This window comes from Planococcus circulans (assembly GCF_020023385.1).
GTDB lineage: Bacteria > Bacillota > Bacilli > Bacillales_A > Planococcaceae > Planococcus.
Genome location: NZ_JAIQCL010000012.1, coordinates 18,569 through 42,326, shown reverse-complemented (window position 1 = coordinate 42,326; position 23,758 = coordinate 18,569). Strand labels below are relative to the sequence as shown.

24 protein-coding genes are annotated in these 23,758 nt (G+C 45.8%); 13 read left to right on the top strand and 11 right to left on the bottom strand.

Annotation, left to right across the window (positions count from 1 at the left end; translation table 11 throughout):
- The first annotated feature begins 120 nt into the window (after positions 1-120).
- The 3 genes from K8U60_RS16730 (at position 121) to K8U60_RS16720 (ending at position 3,040) form a co-directional block, all read left to right on the top strand.
- Positions 121-1,920 (top strand): M3 family oligoendopeptidase, encoded by a 1,800-nt coding sequence (locus K8U60_RS16730; RefSeq protein ID WP_223642825.1) that lies wholly within the window; start codon positions 121-123, stop codon positions 1,918-1,920.
- A 1-nt stretch (position 1,921) separates the two neighbouring features.
- Positions 1,922-2,470, top strand: a complete 549-nt coding sequence (locus K8U60_RS16725; protein WP_223642823.1) for a GNAT family N-acetyltransferase — start codon at positions 1,922-1,924, stop codon at positions 2,468-2,470.
- A gap of 87 nt (positions 2,471-2,557) precedes the next feature.
- Entirely contained in the window at positions 2,558-3,040 is a 483-nt protein-coding gene (locus K8U60_RS16720) for a DinB family protein (RefSeq protein WP_223642821.1), read from the top strand.
- A gap of 7 nt (positions 3,041-3,047) precedes the next feature.
- On the opposite strand, the gene K8U60_RS16715 is transcribed toward K8U60_RS16720, so the two are convergent.
- The 4 genes from K8U60_RS16715 to K8U60_RS16700 form a co-directional block, all read right to left on the bottom strand.
- The gene (locus K8U60_RS16715) at positions 3,048-3,614 is read right to left on the bottom strand and encodes a beta-class carbonic anhydrase (RefSeq protein WP_223642819.1); all 567 of its coding nucleotides are present in this window, start codon (positions 3,612-3,614) and stop codon (positions 3,048-3,050) included.
- A 714-nt stretch (positions 3,615-4,328) separates the two neighbouring features.
- Positions 4,329-5,336: a rod-share determining protein MreBH gene (gene mreBH / locus K8U60_RS16710; protein ID WP_223642817.1), complete on the bottom strand. Its 1,008-nt coding sequence runs from the start codon at positions 5,334-5,336 to the stop codon at positions 4,329-4,331.
- A gap of 177 nt (positions 5,337-5,513) precedes the next feature.
- On the bottom strand, positions 5,514-5,654 hold the full coding sequence (locus K8U60_RS16705) for a hypothetical protein (RefSeq protein WP_223642815.1): 141 nt from the start codon (positions 5,652-5,654) through the stop codon (positions 5,514-5,516).
- Positions 5,655-5,739: 85 nt separating this feature from the next.
- Positions 5,740-6,972, bottom strand: coding sequence for an aminopeptidase (locus K8U60_RS16700; protein ID WP_223642813.1), 1,233 nt, complete (start codon positions 6,970-6,972; stop codon positions 5,740-5,742).
- A 149-nt stretch (positions 6,973-7,121) separates the two neighbouring features.
- Here K8U60_RS16700 and K8U60_RS16695 point away from each other — a divergent pair, with 149 nt between their 5' ends.
- The 4 genes from K8U60_RS16695 (at position 7,122) to K8U60_RS16680 (ending at position 11,526) form a co-directional block, all read left to right on the top strand.
- Positions 7,122-8,216: a carbohydrate kinase gene (locus tag K8U60_RS16695; RefSeq protein WP_223642811.1), complete on the top strand. Its 1,095-nt coding sequence runs from the start codon at positions 7,122-7,124 to the stop codon at positions 8,214-8,216.
- The gene (locus tag K8U60_RS16690; protein WP_223642809.1) at positions 8,213-9,124 is read left to right on the top strand and encodes a pseudouridine-5'-phosphate glycosidase; all 912 of its coding nucleotides are present in this window, start codon (positions 8,213-8,215) and stop codon (positions 9,122-9,124) included. The genes K8U60_RS16695 and K8U60_RS16690 overlap by 4 nt, the downstream gene beginning before the upstream one ends.
- Positions 9,125-9,235: 111 nt before the next feature.
- Positions 9,236-10,543 (top strand): FAD-dependent oxidoreductase, encoded by a 1,308-nt coding sequence (locus tag K8U60_RS16685; RefSeq protein ID WP_223642945.1) that lies wholly within the window; start codon positions 9,236-9,238, stop codon positions 10,541-10,543.
- Positions 10,540-11,526, top strand: coding sequence for a class I SAM-dependent methyltransferase (locus K8U60_RS16680; protein ID WP_223642807.1), 987 nt, complete (start codon positions 10,540-10,542; stop codon positions 11,524-11,526). The genes K8U60_RS16685 and K8U60_RS16680 overlap by 4 nt, the downstream gene beginning before the upstream one ends.
- A 354-nt stretch (positions 11,527-11,880) precedes the next feature.
- On the opposite strand, the gene K8U60_RS16675 is transcribed toward K8U60_RS16680, so the two are convergent.
- Both K8U60_RS16675 and K8U60_RS16670 read right to left on the bottom strand, forming a co-directional pair.
- Entirely contained in the window at positions 11,881-12,102 is a 222-nt protein-coding gene (locus K8U60_RS16675) for a DUF1128 domain-containing protein (RefSeq protein WP_223642805.1), read from the bottom strand.
- A gap of 58 nt (positions 12,103-12,160) precedes the next feature.
- The gene (locus K8U60_RS16670) at positions 12,161-13,522 is read right to left on the bottom strand and encodes an alanine/glycine:cation symporter family protein (RefSeq protein ID WP_223642797.1); all 1,362 of its coding nucleotides are present in this window, start codon (positions 13,520-13,522) and stop codon (positions 12,161-12,163) included.
- A 188-nt stretch (positions 13,523-13,710) separates the two neighbouring features.
- Between K8U60_RS16670 and K8U60_RS16665 the strand changes: the two genes are divergently transcribed.
- Both K8U60_RS16665 and K8U60_RS16660 read left to right on the top strand, forming a co-directional pair.
- The gene (locus K8U60_RS16665) at positions 13,711-14,238 is read left to right on the top strand and encodes a YtxH domain-containing protein (RefSeq protein WP_223642795.1); all 528 of its coding nucleotides are present in this window, start codon (positions 13,711-13,713) and stop codon (positions 14,236-14,238) included.
- Between the two features lie 13 nt (positions 14,239-14,251).
- Positions 14,252-15,151, top strand: coding sequence for a YihY/virulence factor BrkB family protein (locus K8U60_RS16660; RefSeq protein ID WP_223642943.1), 900 nt, complete (start codon positions 14,252-14,254; stop codon positions 15,149-15,151).
- Between the two features lie 89 nt (positions 15,152-15,240).
- On the opposite strand, the gene K8U60_RS16655 is transcribed toward K8U60_RS16660, so the two are convergent.
- From K8U60_RS16655 to K8U60_RS16645, 3 genes are all read right to left on the bottom strand, one after another.
- A complete protein-coding gene (locus K8U60_RS16655) occupies positions 15,241-17,109 on the bottom strand; it encodes a heavy metal translocating P-type ATPase (RefSeq protein ID WP_223642793.1) in 1,869 nt (622 codons plus the stop codon).
- A 200-nt stretch (positions 17,110-17,309) separates the two neighbouring features.
- Positions 17,310-17,504, bottom strand: a complete 195-nt coding sequence (locus tag K8U60_RS16650) for an SE1561 family protein (protein ID WP_223642791.1) — start codon at positions 17,502-17,504, stop codon at positions 17,310-17,312.
- Positions 17,505-17,838: 334 nt separating this feature from the next.
- Positions 17,839-18,219 (bottom strand): OsmC family protein, encoded by a 381-nt coding sequence (locus K8U60_RS16645; RefSeq protein WP_223642789.1) that lies wholly within the window; start codon positions 18,217-18,219, stop codon positions 17,839-17,841.
- A 78-nt stretch (positions 18,220-18,297) separates the two neighbouring features.
- On the opposite strand from K8U60_RS16645, the gene K8U60_RS16640 reads away from it, so the two are divergent.
- Positions 18,298-19,476, top strand: coding sequence for an MFS transporter (locus K8U60_RS16640; protein ID WP_223642787.1), 1,179 nt, complete (start codon positions 18,298-18,300; stop codon positions 19,474-19,476).
- A gap of 334 nt (positions 19,477-19,810) precedes the next feature.
- On the opposite strand, the gene rlmD is transcribed toward K8U60_RS16640, so the two are convergent.
- Together rlmD and K8U60_RS16630 are read right to left on the bottom strand one after the other, a co-directional pair.
- Positions 19,811-21,175: a 23S rRNA (uracil(1939)-C(5))-methyltransferase RlmD gene (gene rlmD / locus K8U60_RS16635; protein ID WP_223642785.1), complete on the bottom strand. Its 1,365-nt coding sequence runs from the start codon at positions 21,173-21,175 to the stop codon at positions 19,811-19,813.
- 41 nt (positions 21,176-21,216) lie between these two features.
- The gene (locus K8U60_RS16630) at positions 21,217-22,116 is read right to left on the bottom strand and encodes a TIGR01777 family oxidoreductase (protein WP_223642777.1); all 900 of its coding nucleotides are present in this window, start codon (positions 22,114-22,116) and stop codon (positions 21,217-21,219) included.
- Positions 22,117-22,219: 103 nt separating this feature from the next.
- On the opposite strand from K8U60_RS16630, the gene recX reads away from it, so the two are divergent.
- The 3 genes from recX to K8U60_RS16615 are packed head-to-tail and all read left to right on the top strand — an operon-like array spanning position 22,220 to position 23,607.
- Complete coding sequence (gene recX / locus K8U60_RS16625) at positions 22,220-23,026, top strand: recombination regulator RecX (protein ID WP_223642775.1); 807 nt, start codon at positions 22,220-22,222, stop codon at positions 23,024-23,026.
- A complete protein-coding gene (locus tag K8U60_RS16620; RefSeq protein WP_223642773.1) occupies positions 23,019-23,351 on the top strand; it encodes a YfhH family protein in 333 nt (110 codons plus the stop codon). Before recX ends, K8U60_RS16620 begins: the two co-directional genes overlap by 8 nt.
- A gap of 4 nt (positions 23,352-23,355) precedes the next feature.
- Positions 23,356-23,607 (top strand): YfhJ family protein, encoded by a 252-nt coding sequence (locus K8U60_RS16615; RefSeq protein WP_223642770.1) that lies wholly within the window; start codon positions 23,356-23,358, stop codon positions 23,605-23,607.
- The last annotated feature ends 151 nt before the right edge of the window (positions 23,608-23,758 follow it).

Sequence of the window (23,758 nt, the reverse complement as noted above, 5' to 3'; positions counted from 1 at the left end):
TAAAAATGGCGATTAGGTGAAGTGCAGGGGGCATATGTGGAATATTGTTCCGGTTCAGGAAGGAAAAATGATATACTTATAAGTGTTTTTAGAAAATTAAGTTTACCAGGGGGCCATATCATGACAGTTAACTATCCGGAAGTATGGGATTTGGATACGCTATTTCCAGGGGGCAGCGAATCAAAGGAATTGCGGCTGCATATGAACGAAGCGGGAACGAAGCTTTCTGGATTTGAAGAGTTTGTCCAGAAGTTCGAAGTGCCGGCTGCAAAAGAGGATGCTCCAAAAATGGCTGAGGTGCTTGAACAGATGAGTCATGTGATGCGGCATTTAAGCCAGTCTGGTGCATTCATCGGCTGTCTGATGGCCCAGAACACTCAGGATAAAAAAGCTGGTGTTTTGGAAAGCGAAGCTTCTTCACTCTCTGCACGTTTCCAAAACTCTTTTCAGAAAATCCAGCAGGATCTATCGAAGACTGAAGAGGGAGTTTGGGCAGAGCTGCTGAACGAAGAGGCTTTGCGCGAATTTACATTTGTCTTGAATGAATGGCGTGAAGAAGCAAAGATGCTGCTTTCTGAAAAAGAGGAAAACCTGATCACTGCGTTAAGCATCGATGGTTATCATAGCTGGAGCCAATTGTACGATATGCTGGTGGGAGAAATCAGCGTGACGGTCACTGTAGACGGCGAGTCGAAAGTGCTGTCGGTTGGACAAGCGAATAACTTAAGCTCCCATAAAGATGCTGCAGTACGGAAGGAATCCTATGAAAAGTTGGAAGAGGCATGGGCAGATAAAGAAGAGTTCTTTGCGAAAACCTTGAACTCTATAGCTGGATTCCGTCTGGAAACCTATAAAAAACGCGGTTGGGATAGCCCGCTGCAGGAACCGCTGCATATCAACCGGATGAAGCAGGAAACATTGGACGCCATGTGGGGGGCAATCAGCAAAAATAAGCAGCCTTTCGTCGACTATTTAAACCAAAAAGGCAAGCTGCTCGGGAAAGACGGATTGGATTGGTATGACGTCGATGCACCGGTGACAGAGAGCACGCAGCAGTTTTCCTATCAGGAAGGAGCTGAATTCATCCTCCAGCAATTCGGTAAATTCGGTCCGGAATTAGAGCAATTCGCCCAGCAGGCATTCGAAAAAGGCTGGATTGAAGCAGAAGACCGTCCGAATAAACGCCCAGGAGGATTTTGCACCGGCTTGCCGTTAAGTGAGGAGTCGCGTATTTTCATGACTTACAGCGGATCGATGTCCAATGTGGCGACGCTGGCACACGAACTCGGGCACGCCTTTCATACCTATGCCCTTCGTCCAGTCCATTCATTGAACCGTTCCTATGCGATGAATGTAGCGGAAACAGCATCTACATTCGCCGAAATGATTGTGGCGGATGCAGCGGTGAAAAATGCGCAGTCCAAAGACGAGAAAATTGCTTTATTGGAAGATAAAGTCCAGCGCAGCGTCGCGTTCTTTATGAATATCCATTCCCGTTTCCTTTTTGAAACCCGTTTCTATGAAGAACGCAAAAAAGGGGTCGTTCCGGCAAGCCGATTAAATGAATTAATGGAACAGGCGCAAACAGAAGGATTTGCAGGCGGGCTGGCTTCAACGCATCCGCATTTCTGGGCATCCAAACTGCATTTCTATATTACGTATGTGCCGTTCTATAATTTTCCGTATACGTTTGGCTATCTGTTCTCCTTGAGCGTTTATGCAAAAGCGTTGGAAGAAGGAACCGGCTTTGAAGAGAAATACATGGCTTTGCTTCGCGATACAGCAGTGATGTCAGCAGAAGACTTGGCAATGAAGCATTTGGGTGAAGACATTACACAACAGGCGTTCTGGGAAAAAGGAATCGCTTTATGTGTCCAAGATGCCAAGGAATTCATTTCGCTGACATCTGCTGAGGCCTGATATGAACTTGCTTTTCGAGGGACAGACCTGTTACCTGCGCAGTTTGACGATTGAAGATGCAGAAGAAATGGTGCAGTTGCTACTGCGAAACCGGGATTATTGGTCTGTGTACGAACCGCGTCACCGGGACAGTTATTTTTCAGCAGCCGTTCAGCGTGAAAAAATTCGGGAATCGATTTACCAGGCAAGAGAAAATCGCGAATACAGTGTTGGAATCTTCGAGCATGATACCAATAAGCTGATTGGCCACATTTCCATCTATAGCGTCAAACGCATGCCGTTTTTAAGCGCTTTAGTCGGTTACTCGATCGATGAGGCCTATGTCGGCAAAGGTATTGCCACAGAAGCGGTAAGGTTGATGATTACATTCGGATTTGAACAGCTTCGGCTCCATCGGATCGAGGCTTACGTCTCTCCGGAGAATGTTGGATCCATCCGGGTATTGGAGAAGACCGGCTTTCGTCAGGAAGGTTTGCTGAAAGAGTTTCTTTACATCAATGGCGAATGGAAAGATCATTATTACTATGCCATGGTTGAAGACGAATTTTGAAAGGGCAAGGCCACCTATAAAAAATGGTGGAAAGAAATGCAGCGCTGGTTTGAAACATGAATAAAAGCGGAGGAAGGTGCGTAGAATATGAATAAAGACAAGTTGTTCTCTTATCATAAATGGGCGACACTGGCCTGCTTGGAGCATGTTCAAACGATTGGCGAAGAAATCTACCAAAAAGAAGGCGCAAATTCATTTGCTTCCATCGAAGCGACGATTGCGCATGTCATTGGAGTGGAAAAGCTGTGGCTTCTTCGGATGAATGGTGTAAAGAAGCCAGTGTTTGAACATTTTGATGTAGCGATAACTGAACTAGCGATTGAAGCTTTTATGTTGCTGCATGCTGAAATGGAATTGTATTTTGCTTCTTTATCAGAGCAGCAATGGCAGGAGGTTCTCCATTATCAGAACATGCGGGGCGATGATTTTTCAACGTCCCGTGAAGAGATGCTGTTCACCGTCATCAATCACGCAAGCTACCATCGAGGACAAATCACATCTTTCCTCCGCCAGTTCGGCAAAGAGGGAATACCGCTCGATTATATCTATTATCAAAAACAAAACCGCTGAGAGTTTCTCAGCGGTTTTCGTTTCCATTGACGACAACATCAAGCTTACCTGTAGTTGGGTCGATCACCAGTCCGTGGACTGGAACTGTAGGGTCTAGCAATGGGTGGTGTCGCACCATATTGACACTGTGTGCAACGCTTTCCGAAACATTATCGAAACCGCGTAGCCAGCCTTCGAGATCAACTCCGGAATACTCCATCATCTCAATGGTCTTCTCTTCTACACCGCGTTTTTTCATCTTCTCAAGCATTTCATGAGGTTTAATGGAGGACATCCCACAATCATGGTGTCCGATAATGTAGATTTCGTCTGCATTCAACTCATATACAGCGACAAGTAAACTCCGCATAATGCCGCCAAACGGGTGGTTGATGACAGCTCCTGCACTTTTGACTATTTTTATATCACCATTTTTAAAATTCATCGCTTTTGGCAGCATCTCAAAAAGACGCGTATCCATGCATGTCAAAATAACGACTTTTTTGTCAGGGAATTTGGTGGTCATAAATTCCTCGTACCGCTTTTCTTTCACAAACTCTTCGTTATACTCCAAAATTTCATCCAATAAAGCCATGTTGTTTCCTCCTTATCGACTAGTACCTTTTAAGTTTAATCCAAATTTCTGAAAAATACGAATTGAAATAGGCCATATAAAGAAAATAAGGAAAAAAGTCATCCCACATCGTTTCCTAGATAATAAGCGCTTGTCTTTTATAGAACAAGGGGTGGGCATGGTGACCCAGATGCTTTGGTGGAATTTCAGTTCTTGTGTGGTTGGGCGCTTCCACTTTTCGGTGTTGTCCAGCTCCAGCAGCCAGCCCCTCGAGTCGCTTCAGCCTAACCGGCCAAGGCAACGAACGCCATTACCGGTCAGGCTTACAGCGCATGTCGGGGCTTAACGGGTGCTTGCGCTTTTCTTATTGTCCAGCTCCAGCAGCCAGCCCCTCGAGTCGCTTCAGCCTAACCGGCAATGGCAACGAACGCCATTACCGGTCAGGCTTCCAGCGCTTGTCGGGGCTTAACGGTTGCTTGCGCTTTTCTTATTGTCCAGCTCCAGCGCGCAGATTCTAGGGTCATAAGCCAACCCAGCCGCGTGGCAAAAAGCGCCACACTGCTGGTCTGTCTTATGCCCGTCGAATCTACACGGGCGCTTCCTCTTTTCGGTGTTGTCCAGCTCCAGCGCGCAGATTCTCGGGTCATAAGCCAACCCAGCCGCGTGGCAAAAAGCGCCTCACTGCTGGTCTGTCTTATGCCCGTCGAATCTACACGGGCGCTTCCGCTTTTCTTATCACCTCGACATTTTCTCCAGCTGTTTGATCATGCCGAGGGACAATCCTGTTCCGATAGCGACAGACTCGAGCGGCTGAGGTGCGATGTGGACGGGAACTGAGATTTCTTTCGACAGCCATTCCTGCATGCCTTTCAGTAAGGCGCCTCCTCCTGAAATGACGACACCCTGGTCGACCATATCGCCGGATAGTTCTGCCGGGCAATTTTCCAAAGTCGCGCGGATGCATTCCAAAATAGCGGATAAGGATTCTTTCAGTGCTTCCTGCGTTTCAAGCGAGCTCAAGTTGATGGTTTTCGGCAAGCCCGTCATGATGTCGCGGCCCCGGATTTCCATGTTTTCGGCTTCGTGGGGAACGGGTGCATAGCCAATTTCCTTTTTAATATTTTCAGCGGTGCGTTCACCGATCAGGACATTATACTGTTTCCGGACGTAATGAATAATGTCTTCATCCATGCGGTCACCTGCAACTTTGACAGTGTTGGATGAAACGACTCCACCAAAAGAGATGATGCCGACTTCCGTTGTGCCGCCGCCGATATCCACGATAACGCTTGCGACCGGTTCACTGATCGGCAGTTCGGCTCCAATTGCGGCAGCCACTGTTTCTTCAATCAAGTGGACGGTTTTGGCTCCGCTTTGCTTCACGGCATCGTGAATAGCGCGGCGTTCAACCGTAGTCGCTCCAGAAGGCGTACAAACCATGACATTGGGCTTGCGAAAAGCACTTCCGAGCTGTTTTGCGGCTCTTTGCATAATGATTTTCAACAGGTCCCGTGTAACATCGAAATCTGCAATGACGCCATCTTTCAAGGGGCGGATGACGAGGATGGAATCGGGAGCTTTGCCGAGCATCGCTTTTGCCTCGTCGCCGATGGCCAGAACAGCCCGTGTTTTCGCATCCAGGGCAACCACCGAGGGCTCGTTTATAATGATGCCTTTTGATTTCGTGTAAACCAATATATTTGCAGTTCCTAAATCGATACCAATATCTATTGCAGAAAACATACGTGAATTCCTCCTATGAATAAAGACGCTGACTAGTTTGGATTCTAACATTATAGAAGGTCAAGCGAAAGAGCCGAAGGGACCTAAAGTACAAGGGAAATGGATAAAAAAATTAATTATGGTATGGCTTATGGAGCTGAAAAAAACGGCTTCAGTGAAGAAGCCGTTTTTTATCGCTCAGTATTTTTTTTCAGGCATTGGATCTACATGCTCTGCATCGTGCGTGTGAAGCTCTTTTCCAAGGAAATGAAGAAGCGTGAAGAAAAACATGAAAATTACGGCCATGAAGCCGAGTACGACAGTAACACCATAAAACATAATGATAACTCCTCTCTAAACTGTAATTATCAATATTTAGTATACATGATTCTGCCGGAAAAAATAAGTGTCGAATTATCGATACTTAGAATGCCCAGTTGCCGCCGCGGAAAATCGGTTCACGGGTGCCGTCTTCCAAGACGCCGTCGATGTCCATTTCGGAAGACCCTACCATGAAGTCGACATGCGTGATGCTTTGGTTCAAGCCGTTTTTCAATAGCTCATCCTGAGACATGGTTTTTCCGCCTTCGATACAAAAGGCGTAAGCGCTTCCGATAGCGAAATGGTTTGAAGCATTTTCATCGAACAGCGTATTGTAGAATAAAATGTTTGAATCGGAAATCGGCGACTGATGAGGCACCAATGCCACTTCGCCCAGGAAATGTGAACCTTCATCTGTTGCAACAAGTTGCTTTAGGACTTCTTCACCTTGAGCAGCTGTCACTTCAACGATTTTCCCGTTCTCGAATGTCACTTTAAAATCGTCGATGATGTTTCCGCCATAGCTCAGTGGTTTTGTACTGGAAACATAGCCGTTGACACCCGTTTTATGTGGGACAGTGAAAACTTCTTCTGTCGGCATATTGGCCATGAAAGGATCGCCTTTTTCATTGATGGATCCGGCTCCACACCATAAGTGGCCATCAGGAAGAGCGACTTCCAAGTCAGTCTTTGGTGACGTGTAATGCAGTTTCGCATACTTTTTGCCGTTCAGGTAATCGACTTTCGTGTGAAGCAAACGGTCATGCTCCGTCCATGCTTCAATCGGCTGATCAAGATCTGCGCGGACTGCTTTAAAAATAGCATCCCATAAGGTATCGATCTGTTGGTCTGCCGGTACATCCGGAAAGACTTTAGCTGCCCATTTCTCAGAAGGCGCGGCAATGACAGTCCAGCTGATTTTATCTGATTGGACGTATTGGCGATATTTGCTCAATGCCTGTCCCGTCGCTTTTTGTGAAGCAGCGATGCGTTTCGAGTCGATTCCCGACAATAGATCCGGGCTTTGGGACACAACACTGATGAAAGCGGCGCCTTGTTCAGCCAATTGTTCACGTTCCTGTACTTTCCATGCAGGATAATCAGAAAACGAATCTTCCGGAGCTAATTCAAAACGCAGGCGCGAAACAGCGTCGTCATTCCAGTCGACATAGACTTGTTTGGCCCCTGATTCATAAGCCTTTTGCGTAATTAAACGAACCAAAGGTGCCGCCTCAATGGCAGCAGCGATATAAAGTTGCTGGCCGGGTTGAATATTTACTCCCACTTTTACAGCCAATTCCGCATAGCGGGCTAATTTCTCATTAAAAGATGTCAAATAAATCTCTCCTCTCATCACTTCTTATAGTAGCAATTTTCAATCACACCCTGCAATCATTTATAACGATATTCGAAATAATATTTTCACTTGCATTTTTTATTATAAAAGTTTATGATTTAAACAAATGTTTGGACGGAGGTGTTGAAATGAACCAGAAAGAAGTGGAAGTGTTGGAATTGATCCGCCGCAATCCGTATTTGTCCCAGCAGGAAATGGCGGAACGCTTGAATATGTCCAGGCCTTCATTGGCCAATTTCATCTCGAATCTCATGCGGCAAGGAAAAATTTTGGGGCGGGCTTACGTATTGCCGGAAGAAAAAACGGTTATTAGCATCGGAGGTGCCAATGTCGACAGAAAGTTTCTCATGGATCGGCCGGCGCAGATGGGGACCTCAAATCCAGCTTCCGTTTCCGGAAGTGTCGGTGGAGTTGCAAGGAACGTTGCAGAAAACTTGGGACGCCTCGGCCATTCCGTCAAGCTGCTGTCGATTGTCGGCAATGATCCTGAGTGGAATTTGATTGAAGCGGCTTCGAGCCCTTTCATGTCGACTGAATTGACAAAAGCCATGGACGGGCTTTCGACAGGAACCTATACAGCGATTTTGGAACCGGATGGTGAGATGCTGCTGGCGATGGCTGATATGAAAATCTACGATTCCCTGACACCGGACCATATCTCTAAAAATGACAGCACGTTATTGTCAGCTGCTTTTCTTGTCATCGATTTGAACTGTCCACTTGAAACAGTGGAATATGTTCGGCAGTTGGCACTGGCCAATAAAATTCCGCTCGCTGTCATCCCGGTATCCGCTCCAAAAATGGATCGGCTGGGCAAAGATTTGGCAGGCATCAGCTGGCTGATCTTGAACCGCGACGAAGCAAGCAAGTTTCTACAAATACCTATCGAATCAATGGATGACTGGCATAAGGCAGCGCAGCAGCTTTTGGATCAAGGAGCGGAAGCTGTGGTCATCACAGGAGGAAAAGATGGAGCGATAGCCGGCAATTCTGAGGGCATCCGCCATTACCATGCCATGCAAGTCGATCATGTTGCCGATGTGACAGGAGCAGGAGATGCATTTTCCAGTGCCATCGTCCACAGCGTCATGGATGGCAAGGAATTTGAATCCGTCATCCATTCAGGCATGGTCAATGCAGCAAAGACCCTGGAAAGCAATGCCACTGTCCGCCATGAACTGACAGCCATACTATTACAAAAAGAACTGGAGGAATTACAATGACATCAATGATTTCCTATTCAACTGAAGTACAACAAGCACTAGAGGACAAAAAACCGATTGTGGCACTCGAATCCACAATTATCTCCCATGGCATGCCATATCCACAGAATGTTGAGACAGCCCGTGTGGTAGAGCAGATTATTCGCGATAATGGAGCAGTTCCTGCAACCATCGCAATTATGGATGGCAAGATCAAAATCGGCTTGTCCGAGGAAGAATTGGAAATGCTCGGCAATACTCCAGGGGTTTCCAAAGTATCAAGAAGAGATATCGGCCAATTGATCGCAACCAAAAAAATCGGCGCGACAACCGTCGCAGCAACGATGATCTGTGCGGAACTTGCAGGCATCCGCGTTTTCGCTACAGGCGGCATCGGCGGGGTGCACAGAGGCGCTGAGACGACGATGGACATTTCGGCAGATTTGGAAGAACTGTCGAACACTGGAGTCGCTGTCGTTTGCGCTGGGGCAAAGTCGATTCTGGATATCGGCCTGACATTGGAGTATCTAGAGACCAAAGGTGTTCCGGTCATTGGCTACCAAACAGATGTAATGCCTGCATTCTATACCCGCTCAAGCGGTTTTGACCTGACGTTCCGCAGCGACGGGGCAGATGAACTGGCTCAAGTTCTGAAAGCGAAATGGGATTTAGGGATCAAAGGCGGGGCAGTCATCGCCAATCCAATTCCTGAAGAGCATGCACTGGAAGAATCATTCATCAACGGCATCATTGCACAGGCGATGGCTGAAGCAAAGGAAAACGACATTTCCGGCAAAGAAGTTACTCCTTTCCTATTAGGAAAAGTTAAAGAGTTGACAGAAGGAAAAAGCTTGGTCGCCAATATCGAACTCGTTAAGCACAACGCGAAAATAGGAGCCGAGCTCGCTGCAGCTTATAACAAACTTTAAGGATAAATTGTGAAAGAAGTCCATTCGTGGGCTTCTTTTTTTTGTTGGGGAGGTTTAATGGGTTTTCAGTCTCCTAAAGGTAGGGTAAGGAGAAACAAGGGGATGAAGCAGATGAAAACTGATGTATTCATCGGCGGGGGTGGAATCGGTGGATTGACGCTGGCGTTGAAATTGGTACAGCGTGGAATCGATGTGGTCCTCGCCGAACGGATGGCTGTCAAAGCACCTACCTATAAGGGTGAACTCCTGCAGCCAAAAAGTATGCAGATATTTGATGGTCTTGGCCTATATAAAAAAGTATGTGATCGCTCAAATGAAATTAAAGTTTTGGATATGCTTGAACTTTCGAGCTCGCTGCAAGTGAAAGACCAATCGTTCATGGATTACAGCGTACTGCCGGGCAAATACAATGCGGCTTATATGATGCACCACGAAGAACTGAAGTCCGTCATTCTAAAAGCAGCTTGCGAATATGAAAATTTCCATTACTTGAAAGGGACTGCCTGCAAAGGCTATGGAGAAAAAACGGCTTTGCTTCAGAAAGGAACAGAGAAACTTGAAGTGGAAGCAGCTTTTTTCTTCGGCGCAGAAGGACGTTCCTCTGTTACGCGAAAAGCGATGGAAATCCAGGTAAAGCAAACCACCTATAACCATCATTTTCTGACAGTCACGTTTCCGCGTGCTGAGGATTTCACGGACGGCAAAATCATCTCCACGTACAATCGTTTCCTCGGCCTGTTCCCGCTGCCGGACGATCAGGTCCGAAGTGTTTATTTGATTCCTCCAGGAGACTATAAGCAATTAAAAGAAAAACCAATCAGCCATTTCCATAAATTATATACGGATTTGGCTCCTGCAGTGGACGGCTATGTGCAGAAGTTGACGGATTGGAAAAAGATTCAATTGATGATTCCAGTCATGTACCATGCCGATTCCTATGTAAAAGGCAATAAAGCCATCATTGGAGATGCCAGCCACGCTGTTCATCCGATGGCGGGGGAAGGGATGAATATGGCAATCCAGGATGCCGATATCCTGGGTGAGCTGACAGCAGATATGTTCGAGCAGGAAAAAAAGGACAACGATAACTTGAAATGGTATGAAGCTGTCCGCTACAAACGGGCAGACCATGTGATCCAGCTCAGCCATCTGGCAGCACTCGCTTATTCATTTCCGTTCAAACCGGTAAGTTATATCCGCCAGCGGACATTCGAGCGCATGGAGGAAGACCCGATTCTCCACTTTAAACAGATGCTGAACGTTTCCGGGCTTGGGATGTGGAAAGAAAACTTCCGCGACCGATTTATTCAAGGAGGCATCATGCCTGTTCGCATGAAAGATTTAACAAAAGGCACCAAAGAATTGAAGTATTATACACCGGAAGAAGATTATCCATGGAAAGCGGAGGGACTCCAATGATTGATGTCATGAAGATGTTTAAAGCCAGAATGTACATGAAACGCAATGAACCTTTTCTCTACAGCTGGCATGCCTATGTCGGCTATGAACTGGATTTGTTCAAAGCTTTCGAACGCCCGGTCACAAAATTTGATGTGGCGGATGCCCTGCAATTGGATGAAGACCTGCTGAATCAATGGGTGAGTGTTGGGGTATCGATCGGCCATCTGAAAGAAGCGGGAAGAAACCGTTATAAAACCTGGAACGCCTGGAAACTGCCAAAACCCAAAGGCAATAATTCCTCGGGTGTCCTGTTGAAGGAAATGATGGAATTGCATATTCCGACATTGTTGAATTATCCAGAGATGATGCGCAAGCAGGAACGCCTTCACTTTGATGAAGAAAAACATGCGCCTACAGTAGCTGAAACGAGCCGATTGCTCGAAGTCCTCGCTCTGCCGAAAATGTCCAGACGCCTAAAAGGAACTGATATTGAAACCGTATTGGATATCGGCTGTGGAGAAGGCGGCTACATCAAACAATTAGCTGAACGCTTTCCAAGGACGCATTTCACAGGAATTGAAATAAGCCCCTCTGTCACGGAAGTTGCAAAAACCCTCACTAAAGAAAATGAAAATATTACAATTGAAAATGCCGACCTGTGGCAATATAAGCCTTCCGAAAAACAAGGAATGGTCATGATGAACAATGTCATCCACTATATCGACCTCGAAAAACGCCAGGAGCTATTCACCGAACTGGCCAGCTGGATCAAAAAAGAAGGATTTCTGTCAGTAGTGACCCCAATTGCCGGTGGCAGCGACAGTCCGCCATTCGCCAATGTCTTCAACAGCTTCTTCTCATCGTTCGATAACCTCTACCGATTGCCGACACGCGAAGAATTGGCCCAATGGGGGGAACAGGCAGGACTCGAATTGCTCAGCATCCAAACCGTCATAAAAGAAGGCGGCTGGTATATTGTGCAGTATGAAAAGAAAAGCTGAGGAAGCCGTTAAGGTTCGACAGGCATAAGACAGACCGGCGAAGCGGCATGTTTTCAGCCGCATAGCCGGGTTGGCTTATGACCCGAGAACCTGGCTTCCGAAGCTGGACAATGAGAAAAGTTGAGGCGACCGTTTTGCTCCGACAGACATAAGATGAACTTCCGAAGCGGCGTTTTTTTGCCGCACAGGAAGGGCAGCTTATGATCCGAGGAGCAGGTCGCCGAAGCTGGACAAAGAAAAGCTGAAGCGACCGTTTTGCTCCGACAGACATTAACCTTTCAAAGCAACGCATGAATTTTCATCAAAACAAAAATCCCCTGAAGGAGAAGATCCTTCAGGGGATTTTAAAATCTCTTATTTTCGCAAAGAACCAAGCTCTGTAGCAATGGCCTGCATTTCACTTGTACTGAACTTGTCGCGAGTTGCGACCATTTCGTACAGTTCACGCAAATCTTCGTATTGCGAAGCGTTGAAATGTTCGGCTTTCATTGCATCTACATTGACCATGCGCAATTTCGATTTTATTTCTTCGATCATAAAGCTGACGTTTTCTGGAGATGGGTTTGATAAGTCCATGATAAGTTCCTGCCTTTCAGGTGGATATGCTTAATCATTTCATTATTCAAATGTAATGTCAATTGCCAGCTCGTTCCGCTTCTTTTTCTTCTTTGATTTTGGCGATGATGCGTTTTGTTTCGTAGACAATGACTCCGGACAAGCCAAGAAGTCCGATTAAGTTCGGGAATGCCATCAAACCGTTCATGACATCGGAGAAAGTCCAGACGACGTCAAGTGACACAGTTGCGCCGACGAAAACCATCAACACGAAAGCGATGCGGTAAACGACCAGCAATGCCGGATTCTTGAATAGGTATTGGAAACATTTCTCGCCGTAATAAGACCAGCCGATAATCGTAGAAGAAGCAAAGAAAATCAAACCGATCGCGACGATGATCGGACCAGCACCACCCAGAAACTGTTCAAAGGCAGCAGTCGTCAATGCAGCACCTTCGAGTGATTTGTCGGTGTAAAGGCCGGACATAACAATTGTGACACCTGTAATTGAACAGATGATGATCGTATCGAAAAACACCTGTGTCATGGAAACCAGTGCCTGGCGCCCAGGAAGGTCTGTGATGGCTGCAGCTGCAGCAATCGGAGCAGAACCAAGCCCTGCTTCGTTGGAGAAGACGCCTCGAGCTACACCATAGCGGATAGCGGCGCCGATTGCACCACCGGCTGCCGCTTCACCCGTGAAGGCAGCGCTGAAAATTGTACCAAAAGCAGCGGGTATGAGTTCCATATTGAAAATCATGATAATTATTCCTGCAATTATGTAGAATAATGCCATAAAAGGAACGAAGAATGAAGTCACGCGCCCTATGCTCTTGATTCCGCCAAGCAGAACCAAGGCTGTAAAGATAGTTAGAATGATTCCTGTAATCCATGTGGGAACACTAAATGTATCGCGAACAACAGAAGCTACTGAGTTCGATTGTGTACCGTTTCCGATTCCGAAAGCGGCAATAGCGCCGAAGATAGCAAATAAGACGGCCAGCCATTTTTGTTTTAATCCGTGCTCAAGATAATACATGGGTCCGCCAGCCATTTGGCCTTTAGCATCGACTACACGGTATTTGACTGCCAGGACAGCTTCGCCGTATTTGGTGGCCATACCGAAAAAGGCAGAAAACCACATCCAGAAAACAGCACCCGGTCCACCCAAAATGACAGCTGTTGCGACACCGACGATATTACCGGTACCCACCGTTGCAGCCATGGCGGTCGACAATGCCTGGAAATGGCTGATATCTCCTTTAGAGGTCGTATCCGTGTTCTTAGTGAAAACCAATTTTAAAGCGTAAGGCAATAAGCGGAGCTGCAGCACGCCGAGACGGACCGTTAAGAAAATTCCTGTTCCTACTAATAAAATCAATAAAGGCGGTCCCCATACAAACCCGCTGATCGTGCCCAATAGTTCTTCAAACTGTGCCATTATTTCTCCCCCTTTTAAAATTCTATTTCTATCTGAAAACCTCCTGTAAACATAATATTCCGAAAGTTTTTCAATATAGTCAAGTTATTTTTAAAAAATAGTTTCAGTATAAGTGTTTAAGTTTTCAAAGATTAGGGAAAATTCCTAACAGATGTGAAAAAACATATTTATATTGGGAGGAATTTAGGATGAGCCAAAACAAATTGATGACAGGTTTATTAGTAGGAGCAGCAGTGGGGATTATTGTCTCACTACTTGATAAAAATACGAGAAACGATGTTGTGAACAAATCGAAAAAAGCTAGCAGCAGTGCAAAATACTATGCTTCCAATAGAGATGAATTGGTGCAGGCTTTCCAGCAACAGGCTGAAAGAGCGCAAAATCTGTATTCACGCATTTCGGAAGATGCTTCTTACGTGGGAAGCAAGGTAAATGAATTGAAAGAAATGTCTCCGCAAGTGAAAGAAATGGCGCTTGAAACAAAAGAAGCGTTTATGGATACGAAAAATGCAGTTGTAGAAACAAAAGACGATGTAATTTCGGCAGTTAAAGAAGACAATCCATCTCCGACTTCTTCTTTGACGGATGATACAAATTCTTCTTCAGGATCTAGCAATAAATCATCAGGATCTGATAACAAGTCGCCCCAATCCGATACTAAATCAACATCAGGCAACCAGTCCGGAAACAATTCAAATTTTGGGAATCGGTCATAATCCGATTAGCGACATGAAAACTGCAGGACAGCAAGAGGATGCAAATCAGGCTCCGGTTCACTCGGTAACTTTCGATGTGACCACTGGGTCTGGGTTTCTAAAAGAATTGCTTCAGAGGATTAAAGACGTCGATGTGCCAGGACTTGGAGCGCAGCTGGCGTTTTTTTTCCTCTTATCAATTTTTCCTTTGCTGATTTTCCTGGTAACTTTGTTGCCGTATTTGGCTATCTCTGAAGATGAAATTTATAGTTTCTTGGAAGAAGTAGTTCCGGCAGAAGTATATACACTGATTGAAAGCACACTTGTGGAAATCTTAACTAATCAAAATACAGGTTTGCTGTCTTTTGGTATTTTGGCAACCATCTGGTCGGCAAGCCTCGGAATGAATGCTTTGATTAAATCGCTGAACCTCTCCTATAAAGTTGCGGAAGATCGCCCAATTCTTTTAGCGAGGGGAATGTCGATTATCATGACGGTGCTGCTGATTTTTATACTAATCGTGGCATTGGCGTTGCCCATCTTTGGAGAGCAGCTGGGCTTGCTTATTTTCTCATTTCTTGGATTGGAAGAAGGGTTTCTGGCATTATGGAACTCCATCCGTTTTACCATTCCGGGGATCATCACTTTTGTAGCCTGTGCCATCATCTATTGGCTGGCTCCTAATGTGAAGATGAGTATACTGAGTGTTTTGGGAGGCGCCGCCTTTGCAGCAAGCGGCTGGCTGCTGACTTCTTACTTGTTTTCACTTTATGTCAGCAATTTTGGAAATTTTTCAGCTACCTACGGCAGTATCGGTGGAGTTATCATTTTGATGCTGTGGCTTTATATCTCAGCCATGTTATTGATCGTGGGCGGGCAAATCAACGCAGTGATGAAAGAACGGCGGCATTTACTTAAGAAAAGGACAGCTTGAGATGCATCTCAGGCTGCCTTTTTTTGTTTTGAAATCAACTACTAAACGATCTTTCACTTTCTTGTTCCTCCCGGCTGCCTGGCCCACACTCATACATTGCGGTTGAGCATCCGCAAGCCATTTAAGATGACCAGAATGGTGCTGCCTTCATGTCCAATAACGCCGATCGGCAAAGTGATGGTCTGAAAAAAGTTTGAGATGATCAGCAGGATGATGACAGAAACTGAAAAGAAGATATTCTGTTTGACAATGCGCTGCATTTTTCGGGAAAGACGGATGGAGTAGGCAATCCGCGATAAATCATTTTTCATCAAAATGACATCAGCAGTTTCCAAAGCAATATCAGTTCCGGCGCCCATCGCAATTCCAGTCGTTGCCGTTGCCAAAGCAGGGGCATCATTTATGCCATCACCTGTCATCGCTACATACTTGTACTTTTTCAGCAGTACTTTCAATTCTTCTACTTTATCGGACGGTAAGCATTCTGCAATGTAATCGTCGACTCCGGTTTCTTTGGCGATGACTGCTGCTGTTTTCCGGTTATCTCCCGTCAGCATGATGCAGTAGATGCCTGCTTTTTTCAATTCTTCAATCGTTGATTTGGTGATGTCCCTCACTGTGTCTTTCAAAGCCATAGCGGCAAGGATACCTTCTTTGTCTCGGACAAAAGTGACCGTTTTCCCCTGATTGGCCAGTTTTTCCAATAAGCCATCTTCAAAAGCTTCTGCCAGCTCTTCACCGACAAACTTCGGCTTGCCGACGAGATAGTCTTCATTGCCGATAGTTGCTTTCAAGCCATTTCCTGGGACATCTTCGATTGCCAGATTCGATAGCGGATCGATTCCTTTTGACATTACGTAATCACTGATGGCTTTCGCCAGCGGGTGATTGGATTGGGATTCGATTCCTGCAATATTGGCCATGACAATCTGGGGGTCCGCTCCTTGTCGAATGACAAAGTCTGTGACTTCGGGTTGACCGCGAGTCAAGGTGCCGGTTTTGTCAAAAGCGATGGCCCTGACCACACTCAAATTTTCGAGGTGCATCCCGCCTTTGAAAATGATGCCGCTTTTAGCACCATTGGAAATCGCTGCGAGAGTGGCGGGCATAATGGAAGCGACAAGCGCGCAAGGTGAAGCCACAACCAGCAAGACCATGGCTCGATAAAAGGTCGTGTTCCAATCCCAGCCGAAAATATAATGCGGCAAGAACAGCATGAGTACAAATAGTAAAAGCACAACTTTTACATAACGGCCTTCAAAGCGTTCGATAAACTGCTGGGAAGGGGACTTTTCGCTTTGTGCAGATTGAACCAGGTCGATGATTTTCTGAAACATGGTTTCAGAACTCGGCTTGGTCATTTCCATCGTGATGGCACCAGACAAGTTGACGGTTCCAGCGAACAGCTCGTCCTCTTCATACTTAGAGACAGGGTATGCTTCGCCGCTGATCGCTGATTCATCGACAGCTGTTTGGCCAGTCTGCAAAATGCCATCAACTGGTATCCGTTCACCTGGTTTGACAACAATAAAGTCTCCAAGAGCCAGTTCTTTCAAAGGGACACGGACCGTTTGCCCTTCCTTCATCAACCAAGCGGCTTCTGGCTGAATTTCCATCAGGGATGTGATTTCTTTTCGGCTTTTGTTCATGGTATAGGTTTCCAGCGCTCCGCTTAAGGAAAAGATGAAAATCAGAATGGCTCCTTCTGTCCAATAGCCGATGATGGAAGAACCAACAGCTGCCAAAATCATTAAAATTTCAACATTCAGCTGCCCGTCCTCCAAGGTTTTCAGTATACCGTACTTGGCTTTGGCATAACCGCCAATCCCGAAGGCCAGCAAATAGGTGATGACTGAGTACGTGATGTAATTCTGGAGTTCAAATGTAAAGGCGATGATGATTAAAATTCCTGAAAGAATCGATGCGATCAATTCGATATGAGTTTTAAAAAATGCCATGATGGTACCCTCTTTCTCCTGAAAGCAAATTTACTGGACGCGGTGAATAAAAGCTTTTCATGAAGTCAATGTAAGAGAATAGAATATTTAAAATCCGATTATTCTTTATAGTATCACATTCTATGCCGGCAAAAGAGTGCACAATTATCAGTAGAAGACAAAAGGAAAATCCGCTGCCACATGGGGCAACGGATTACTGTTTACTGTTCTTCAGTTGGACGGCCTTGGAATTGTTTCATCTTGTCATCTAAATCATCGACCATCGCAATCAAGCGATCAATATCTTCAAGTTCCGTGTTTTCCGGTTCAATAGCATCTAATACTTCCAAAAACATGCTCAAGCGCTGTTTCATGTAAGAAACTTGCTGTTCTTTGTTTGTAATGGATTTCCCCAATTGATACACCTCATTTCGCATGTTAATCGTAACGGAAACTGACGCAGATTTCAATAATGTATAGGTAGAACTAATTATTTTGCTCTTTTATGTATTTTGAATATTTACTTAATGATAAGTTTGTGTTAAATTAAGTTTAATTAAACGAGAGGGGAGGCCGAAGGGAATCAGCGAAACCAGACCACAACATCAGGAATATCGAAGGAGGGGGTTCGCACATTTCGTCGGCATCTGAGACGAGAATGAGATTATGATAAATAATTTAACTGTATATAAACCATAAAAGGCTCATCCGCAATCTGAAATCAGATACGGAATGAGCCTTTTGTGATGCTTATCGTATTTCGAAGCTTTCGATGATTTCAATGGAATCCTTGACCGACTGCACCATCGAACAGTTTTTACGGGTCAATTCCATAACTCGAGGCATTTTTTCTTCGTTGATATCCCCGGTGACTATAAAGTGCAGGTGGACTTTATCAACCCGGTCCGCCTCTTCTTCATTGCGCACAAGCTCTTTAACCTCGATCTGAATGTCTTCAGCAGGCATCCGCATCTTATCAAGCACTTTTCTCATGACGCCTCCACTGCAGACTGCAAGTGAAGAAACCAATAATTGATATGGCCGGAAGCCGTATTCCTCGTTGCTCGAGATTTGAAGCTCTCCAAAAGGCATATGCCCCGTGAAGCCATTTTTATTCATTGAATAATTCATCTGTAAACGCCTCCTATGTTAGAATTGTATCTGAATTCCTAATAAATACAAAAGAACGTGCTTGTTCGGGGAGGCATCATGAAAGGTTTTTTAAAAAGTGAGCGTGGCCGATTTTGGATTCTCGTGGCCATCGTCTCGATTTCTGGATTTTCACAAGGCATGCTGCTGCCATTGATTGCAGTTATTTTTGAACAGGATGGTGTCTCCTCTGCTTTAAATGGCCTGAGTGCCACAGGTTTGTATGTGGGAACTCTTTTGATTGCACCATTTATGGAACCACAACTGCGGAAATTCGGCTATAAGCCCTTGATTTTGGTGGGTGGGGGACTGGTCATTCTGTCTTTGCTGCTGTTTCCTCTTTGGAAATCGGTCCTGTTCTGGTTTGTGCTGCGCATTCTGATCGGTGTCGGCGACCAGGCTTTGCATTTTTCGACGCAAACCTGGATCACCAGTACCTCTCCTCAGCACAGGTTGGGGCGCAATATTGCCATTTACGGCATGTCTTTCAGTGTGGGCTTCGGCGCGGGACCCCTTTTTGTTCCTATGGTGGAAATATTTGAAGCTTTGCCATTCATCGTATCGGGACTCCTTTGTCTATTGGCCTGGTCATTGGTTTTCTCGCTGAAGAATGATTTTCCTGAAGTATCCGGAAGTTCCATCACAACGAAAGGAACAGCCGGACGTTTCAAAGCGGCTCTAATTATTGCGTGGGTGGCATTTTTGCCGCCCCTCGGCTACGGTTTTTTGGAAGCCTCTCTCAATGCCATCTATCCGGTCTATGCTTTGCGACAGTCGATAGAAGTGGGCATGGTGTCGATTATGTTGGCAGCATTTTCAGTAGGAGCCATTGCGACACAACTGCCTTTGGGGAATCTGAGCGACCGGATTGGCAGAAGGAAAGTTCTGCTGCTGGCATTGATCGGGGGAGCGGCTGTGTTTGCGGCTGCCAGCTTTTATGAATCCAATGCTTGGCTGACCGTCGGATTTTTTGCGCTGGCCGGTATGTTTGTCGGTTCTACATTTTCGCTGGGCATTTCCTATATGGCCGATTTGATGCCGAAAGATCTTTTGCCAACCGGCAATCTCCTATGCGGTATCGCCTTCAGTATCGGAAGCCTTGCAGGGCCTTCCATGGGTGGACTGTTTATCGAATACTCCGGTGGCCTCAGCTTCCTGTTGTTAATCGCAGGGATTTTGATGCTGATTGCAGCGCTCATTGCTTTGAATGGCAATGCAAAAAAGGTGCGTACTATATAATTTAATCTAAAAAACTGGACCAGAGAATTTCTCTGGTCCAGTTTTTTATTGTTCAGCATAAGTTGTTGGATTGCTTTCGCTTTTCTTTATTGTCCAGACTCCAGCAGCCAGCTCTTCGGGTCATAAGCCAGCCCAGCTGTCTAGTTCAGTGCCTAGCTCTTCGGGATGTAAGCCGATCTGGCTGTGCGGCTGACGAGATGCCACTTCGCCAGCTCATCTTACACCTGTCAGAGCTGAACAGGCACTTCTACTTTTCATTCTGTGCGGCTGAAAATATGCCGCTTCGCCGGTCTGTCTTATGCCCGGCAGAGCTACACGGGCACTTTCGCTTTTCTTATTTCAATACCAATTTCGTTACTGACTCGACTTGCGCGGTTTGCGGAAACATATCGACCGGTTGAATGTATTCGATGCGGTAGATTTTCGTTAGTTGCTGCAAATCCTTTGCCAAGGTGGAAGGGTTGCAGGATGTGTAGATGAATCGTTTCGGCTTTACTTTCAAAATGGTTTTCAACAATGAGTCGTCTAAACCGGTACGCGGTGGATCGACCGTTAGTACATCAGGTACAAAGTCCTCGTTGCTCCACAGCTCCAGCCATTTTTCGGCTGTACCCGTAACGTATTTTGCAGTGATGCCTTGTTTTTTAGCGTTGGCTTTGGCATTGACGACACTTTCGTGGATGACGTCCATGCCACGTATTTCTTTCGCACCGTCCGCCAGCCACAATCCGATTGTGCCGACGCCGCAATAGGCATCAACGACTTTTTCCTGGCCGGTCAATTCAGCTGCGCGTTTGATTTCATTGTATAGTTTGACAGTTTGAGTCGGGTTGAGCTGGAAAAAGGCGCGAGCCGATAAATCGAATGCCAATTCACCGAGCTCTTCATGGATGGTGTCTTTGCCGAATAGAGTAACCGTTTCATCCCCAAAAATAAGGGAGGTTTTTTCTTTGTTGATGTTCTGGACGATTGATACCAGGTTAGTATCAATTTTTTTCAAACGTTCCAGCAATAATTCCTTTTGTGGAATCTTAGAACGTGTCGTGACCAGCACCAATTGAATTTCACCTGTTTTTACACCGGTGCGGACAACGATGGTACGGATAATGCCTTTCATCGTCTTGCCATCATAAATCGGCATTTTCAATTCTTCCAGAATCCGTTTGACGGCATTGGTGATGACTGTCGTGTCGGGATGCTGGACGATGCATTGCTCGATATCCAATAATTGATGGGAACCTTCCGCAAATAATCCTGCAATGACTTTTGTGCCTTTCAGGCGTGTCTGAAACTGGCTCTTGTTCCGGTAATGCCAAGGGTCTTCCATGCCAATGGTATTCTCCACATGGACTTTGGTGCCTTTCAAATACCGTTCCAATGCCTGTACGACAAGATCACGCTTTTCGACCAATTGCTGGTCATAGCTCATGTGCTGCAATTGGCAGCCGCCGCATGCTTCATAGATCGGGCAGGGCGGCGTCTGGCGGTGTGGAGAAGCTGTGCGCATTTTAACGATGCGGGCCTGGGCAAAATTCCGCTTGACTACAGTTACTTGCGCGGTGATTTCTTCACCTGGCAAAGCTCCCGGTACAAATACCACATTGCGTTTGAAATAGCCAATGCCTTCGCCGTTGATGCCGAGCCGCTTAATGGTCAATGGAAACATTTGGCCTTCTTCAATAATGGGTTGTTCGTTCATGGATATCACGTCCTTCAATTAATCATCCCTTCATTATAGCCTTATTTATAGATATCAGCCAGTGCCGATCGTAAATTGGGATACTTGAATTGAAATCCATGCTGTTCGAGAACAGTCGGAAGGACTCGCTGACCTTCAAGAACCAATTGGCTTTTATCACCCAAAGCCGTCTTCAATGCGAAGGAAGGAACCGGAATCCAATGAGGACGCTTGAGTGCATGTGCAATTTCTTTGCCGAAATCCTTCATCTGCTTAGGATTAGGGGCTGTGACATTAAATGTTCCGCTCAACTGGTCGTTATCCAGTGCAAAAGCGATGGCCCGCGCCACGTCCTTCACATGGATCCAAGACAACCATTGCTTGCCGGAACCCACGGTGCCTCCGGCAAACAATTTATAAGGCAACGCCATCAGCGGCAATGCTCCTTCGTCTTTCCCGAGAACAATTCCGAAACGGCCACATGCTACGCGTAACCCATCTTCTTCGGCGCGGCTGGCTAAGATTTCCCAATCCCGTAGCGTTTGTGCAAGAAAATCAGAGGCTTGATCGGCGGAAGCTTCTGTATAAGTAACAGTTTCCGATGGCGGGTAAATTCCAATCGCGCTGGCGTTCACAAGCACTTTCGGTTTTTTCTCGAGTTTGTGGATGATCCGCAATAATTCATTGGTGGCATCCATACGGCTTGTGTAAATCAGTTTTTTCTGTTCTTCACTCCAGCGTCCATCGTTTATGGAAGCTCCAGCTAAATTGACGAAAGCATCGATGCTTTCCAGCTGCCTTTCAGGAACGGCATCTTTTGACAGCCATTTTACATATGTAATCTTATCGGCAGCATTTTTCTGTTTTCTCGTCAAAATATATACTTCATCGCCTCTATCGAGCAAAAGACGCGTCAATTCTTCACCGACAAATCCAGTTCCACCAGTAATTGCAATTTTCATTTTCATCGCCTCCATTTCTTCTTAGCATACCCTTTTTGGCGTCTGGCTATGCCAATGTCAGCATGAAAGGTGTATAATATGAGAAGAAGAGGGGTGCCAGTAAATGCCGATTATTTCGAAAATCACACAGGGGAAGAAAAACCCTGAAAGGTATAATATCTTTTTTGAAGATAAATATGCTTTTAGCGTGGATGAAGCGGTGCTTATCAGGTATCAGCTCACCAAAGGGAAAGAGCTCGACCAATGGACGATCGAAGAAATCAACTTCGAGGACGAAGTCCGAAAAGCCTATAACAAAGCTCTTTATTACCTTGGATTTCGGATGAGAAGTGAAGGCGAAGTACGCCAGAAACTGAAAGAAAAAGAATACGGCGATGCTGTAATAGATGAAGCTATTAAGAAATTGTATACCCACAAATTTCTGGATGATCAGCAATTTTCAGAGGCGCTGATGCGGACACAAATCAACTCGGGCAAAAAAGGGCCTCGTGCAATCCAGCAGGATATGCAAAAGAGAGGAATTGACAAACAGATGCAAAAAGATGTTTTGGATTCCTATTCTGAAGAAGAACAACTTGAAGTTGCCAAAGGCCTTGCAGAGAAAATTGCCGATAAGGAGAAGATGAAGACGCCTAGCCAAATCCATCAGAAGATCAGTGATACTTTGATGAGAAAAGGCTATAATTATTCACTGATCAAATTGGCGATTGCAGAGCTGGATCTTGAAAAAGATGACGATCAATGGTTAGAGATGATCACGGAGCAAGGCGATAAATTGTGGCGTAAACATAGCTCAAAACTGACAGGCTACGATCTAAAGTCAAAAGTTAAACAAGGGCTATACCAAAAAGGTTTTCCAAATGAAGTAATCAGTGAATACTTGGAAAAGAAGGAGTTTGAAGATGACTGAAGAAAAACGTTACAGCGACATGACTGAACATGAGCTTCGCGGAGAAATCGCGCGTTTAAAAGAAAAAGCCAGAAAAGCTGAGCAACTGGGCATCGTCAATGAATTTGCGGTGCTGGAACGGAAAGCCATGATGGCTGCAGCTTATCTATTGGATCCCGCCGATTTCAAAAAAGGCGAAGTGTACCGCATCGAAGGAGATCCGAACGTCTATTTTCAAATCGATTATTTAAAAGGCCGATTTGCCTGGGGGTACCGGATGGGCGGCGAAAAACATACGGAAGCGTTGCCGATTTCCATGCTGCGCCCGTTGAAGGAAGGGAAGTAAACGGATGAAAGAGATTATTGAGCAACTGACAATCGAGCTATTGGAAAAAAATCCAAATCTGTCGGAAGAAAAAGCACGTACGTGGATCGAATTGCTGGCTTCTGATTTTGAATCCTCCTATGCAAAAGCGGGATACGATTACCAAGGAACGGCGGTAGTCGAGAAAGTGATGCGCCAATGGATTGACAGCTATGGCGACAAGATCCATGAGTTTGCCAGCACCAATCCGAAATATGCACATTTGCTGAAGGATTAATAGAAAAGCGGAAGTAGCCGTGTAGATTCGACGGGCATAAGCCGCGCTGGCGAAGCGGCATCTTTCAGCCGCACAGAATGAAAAGTAGAAGTGCCTGTTCAGCTCTGACAGGTGTAAGATGAGCTGGCGAAGTGGCATTTCGTCAGCCGCA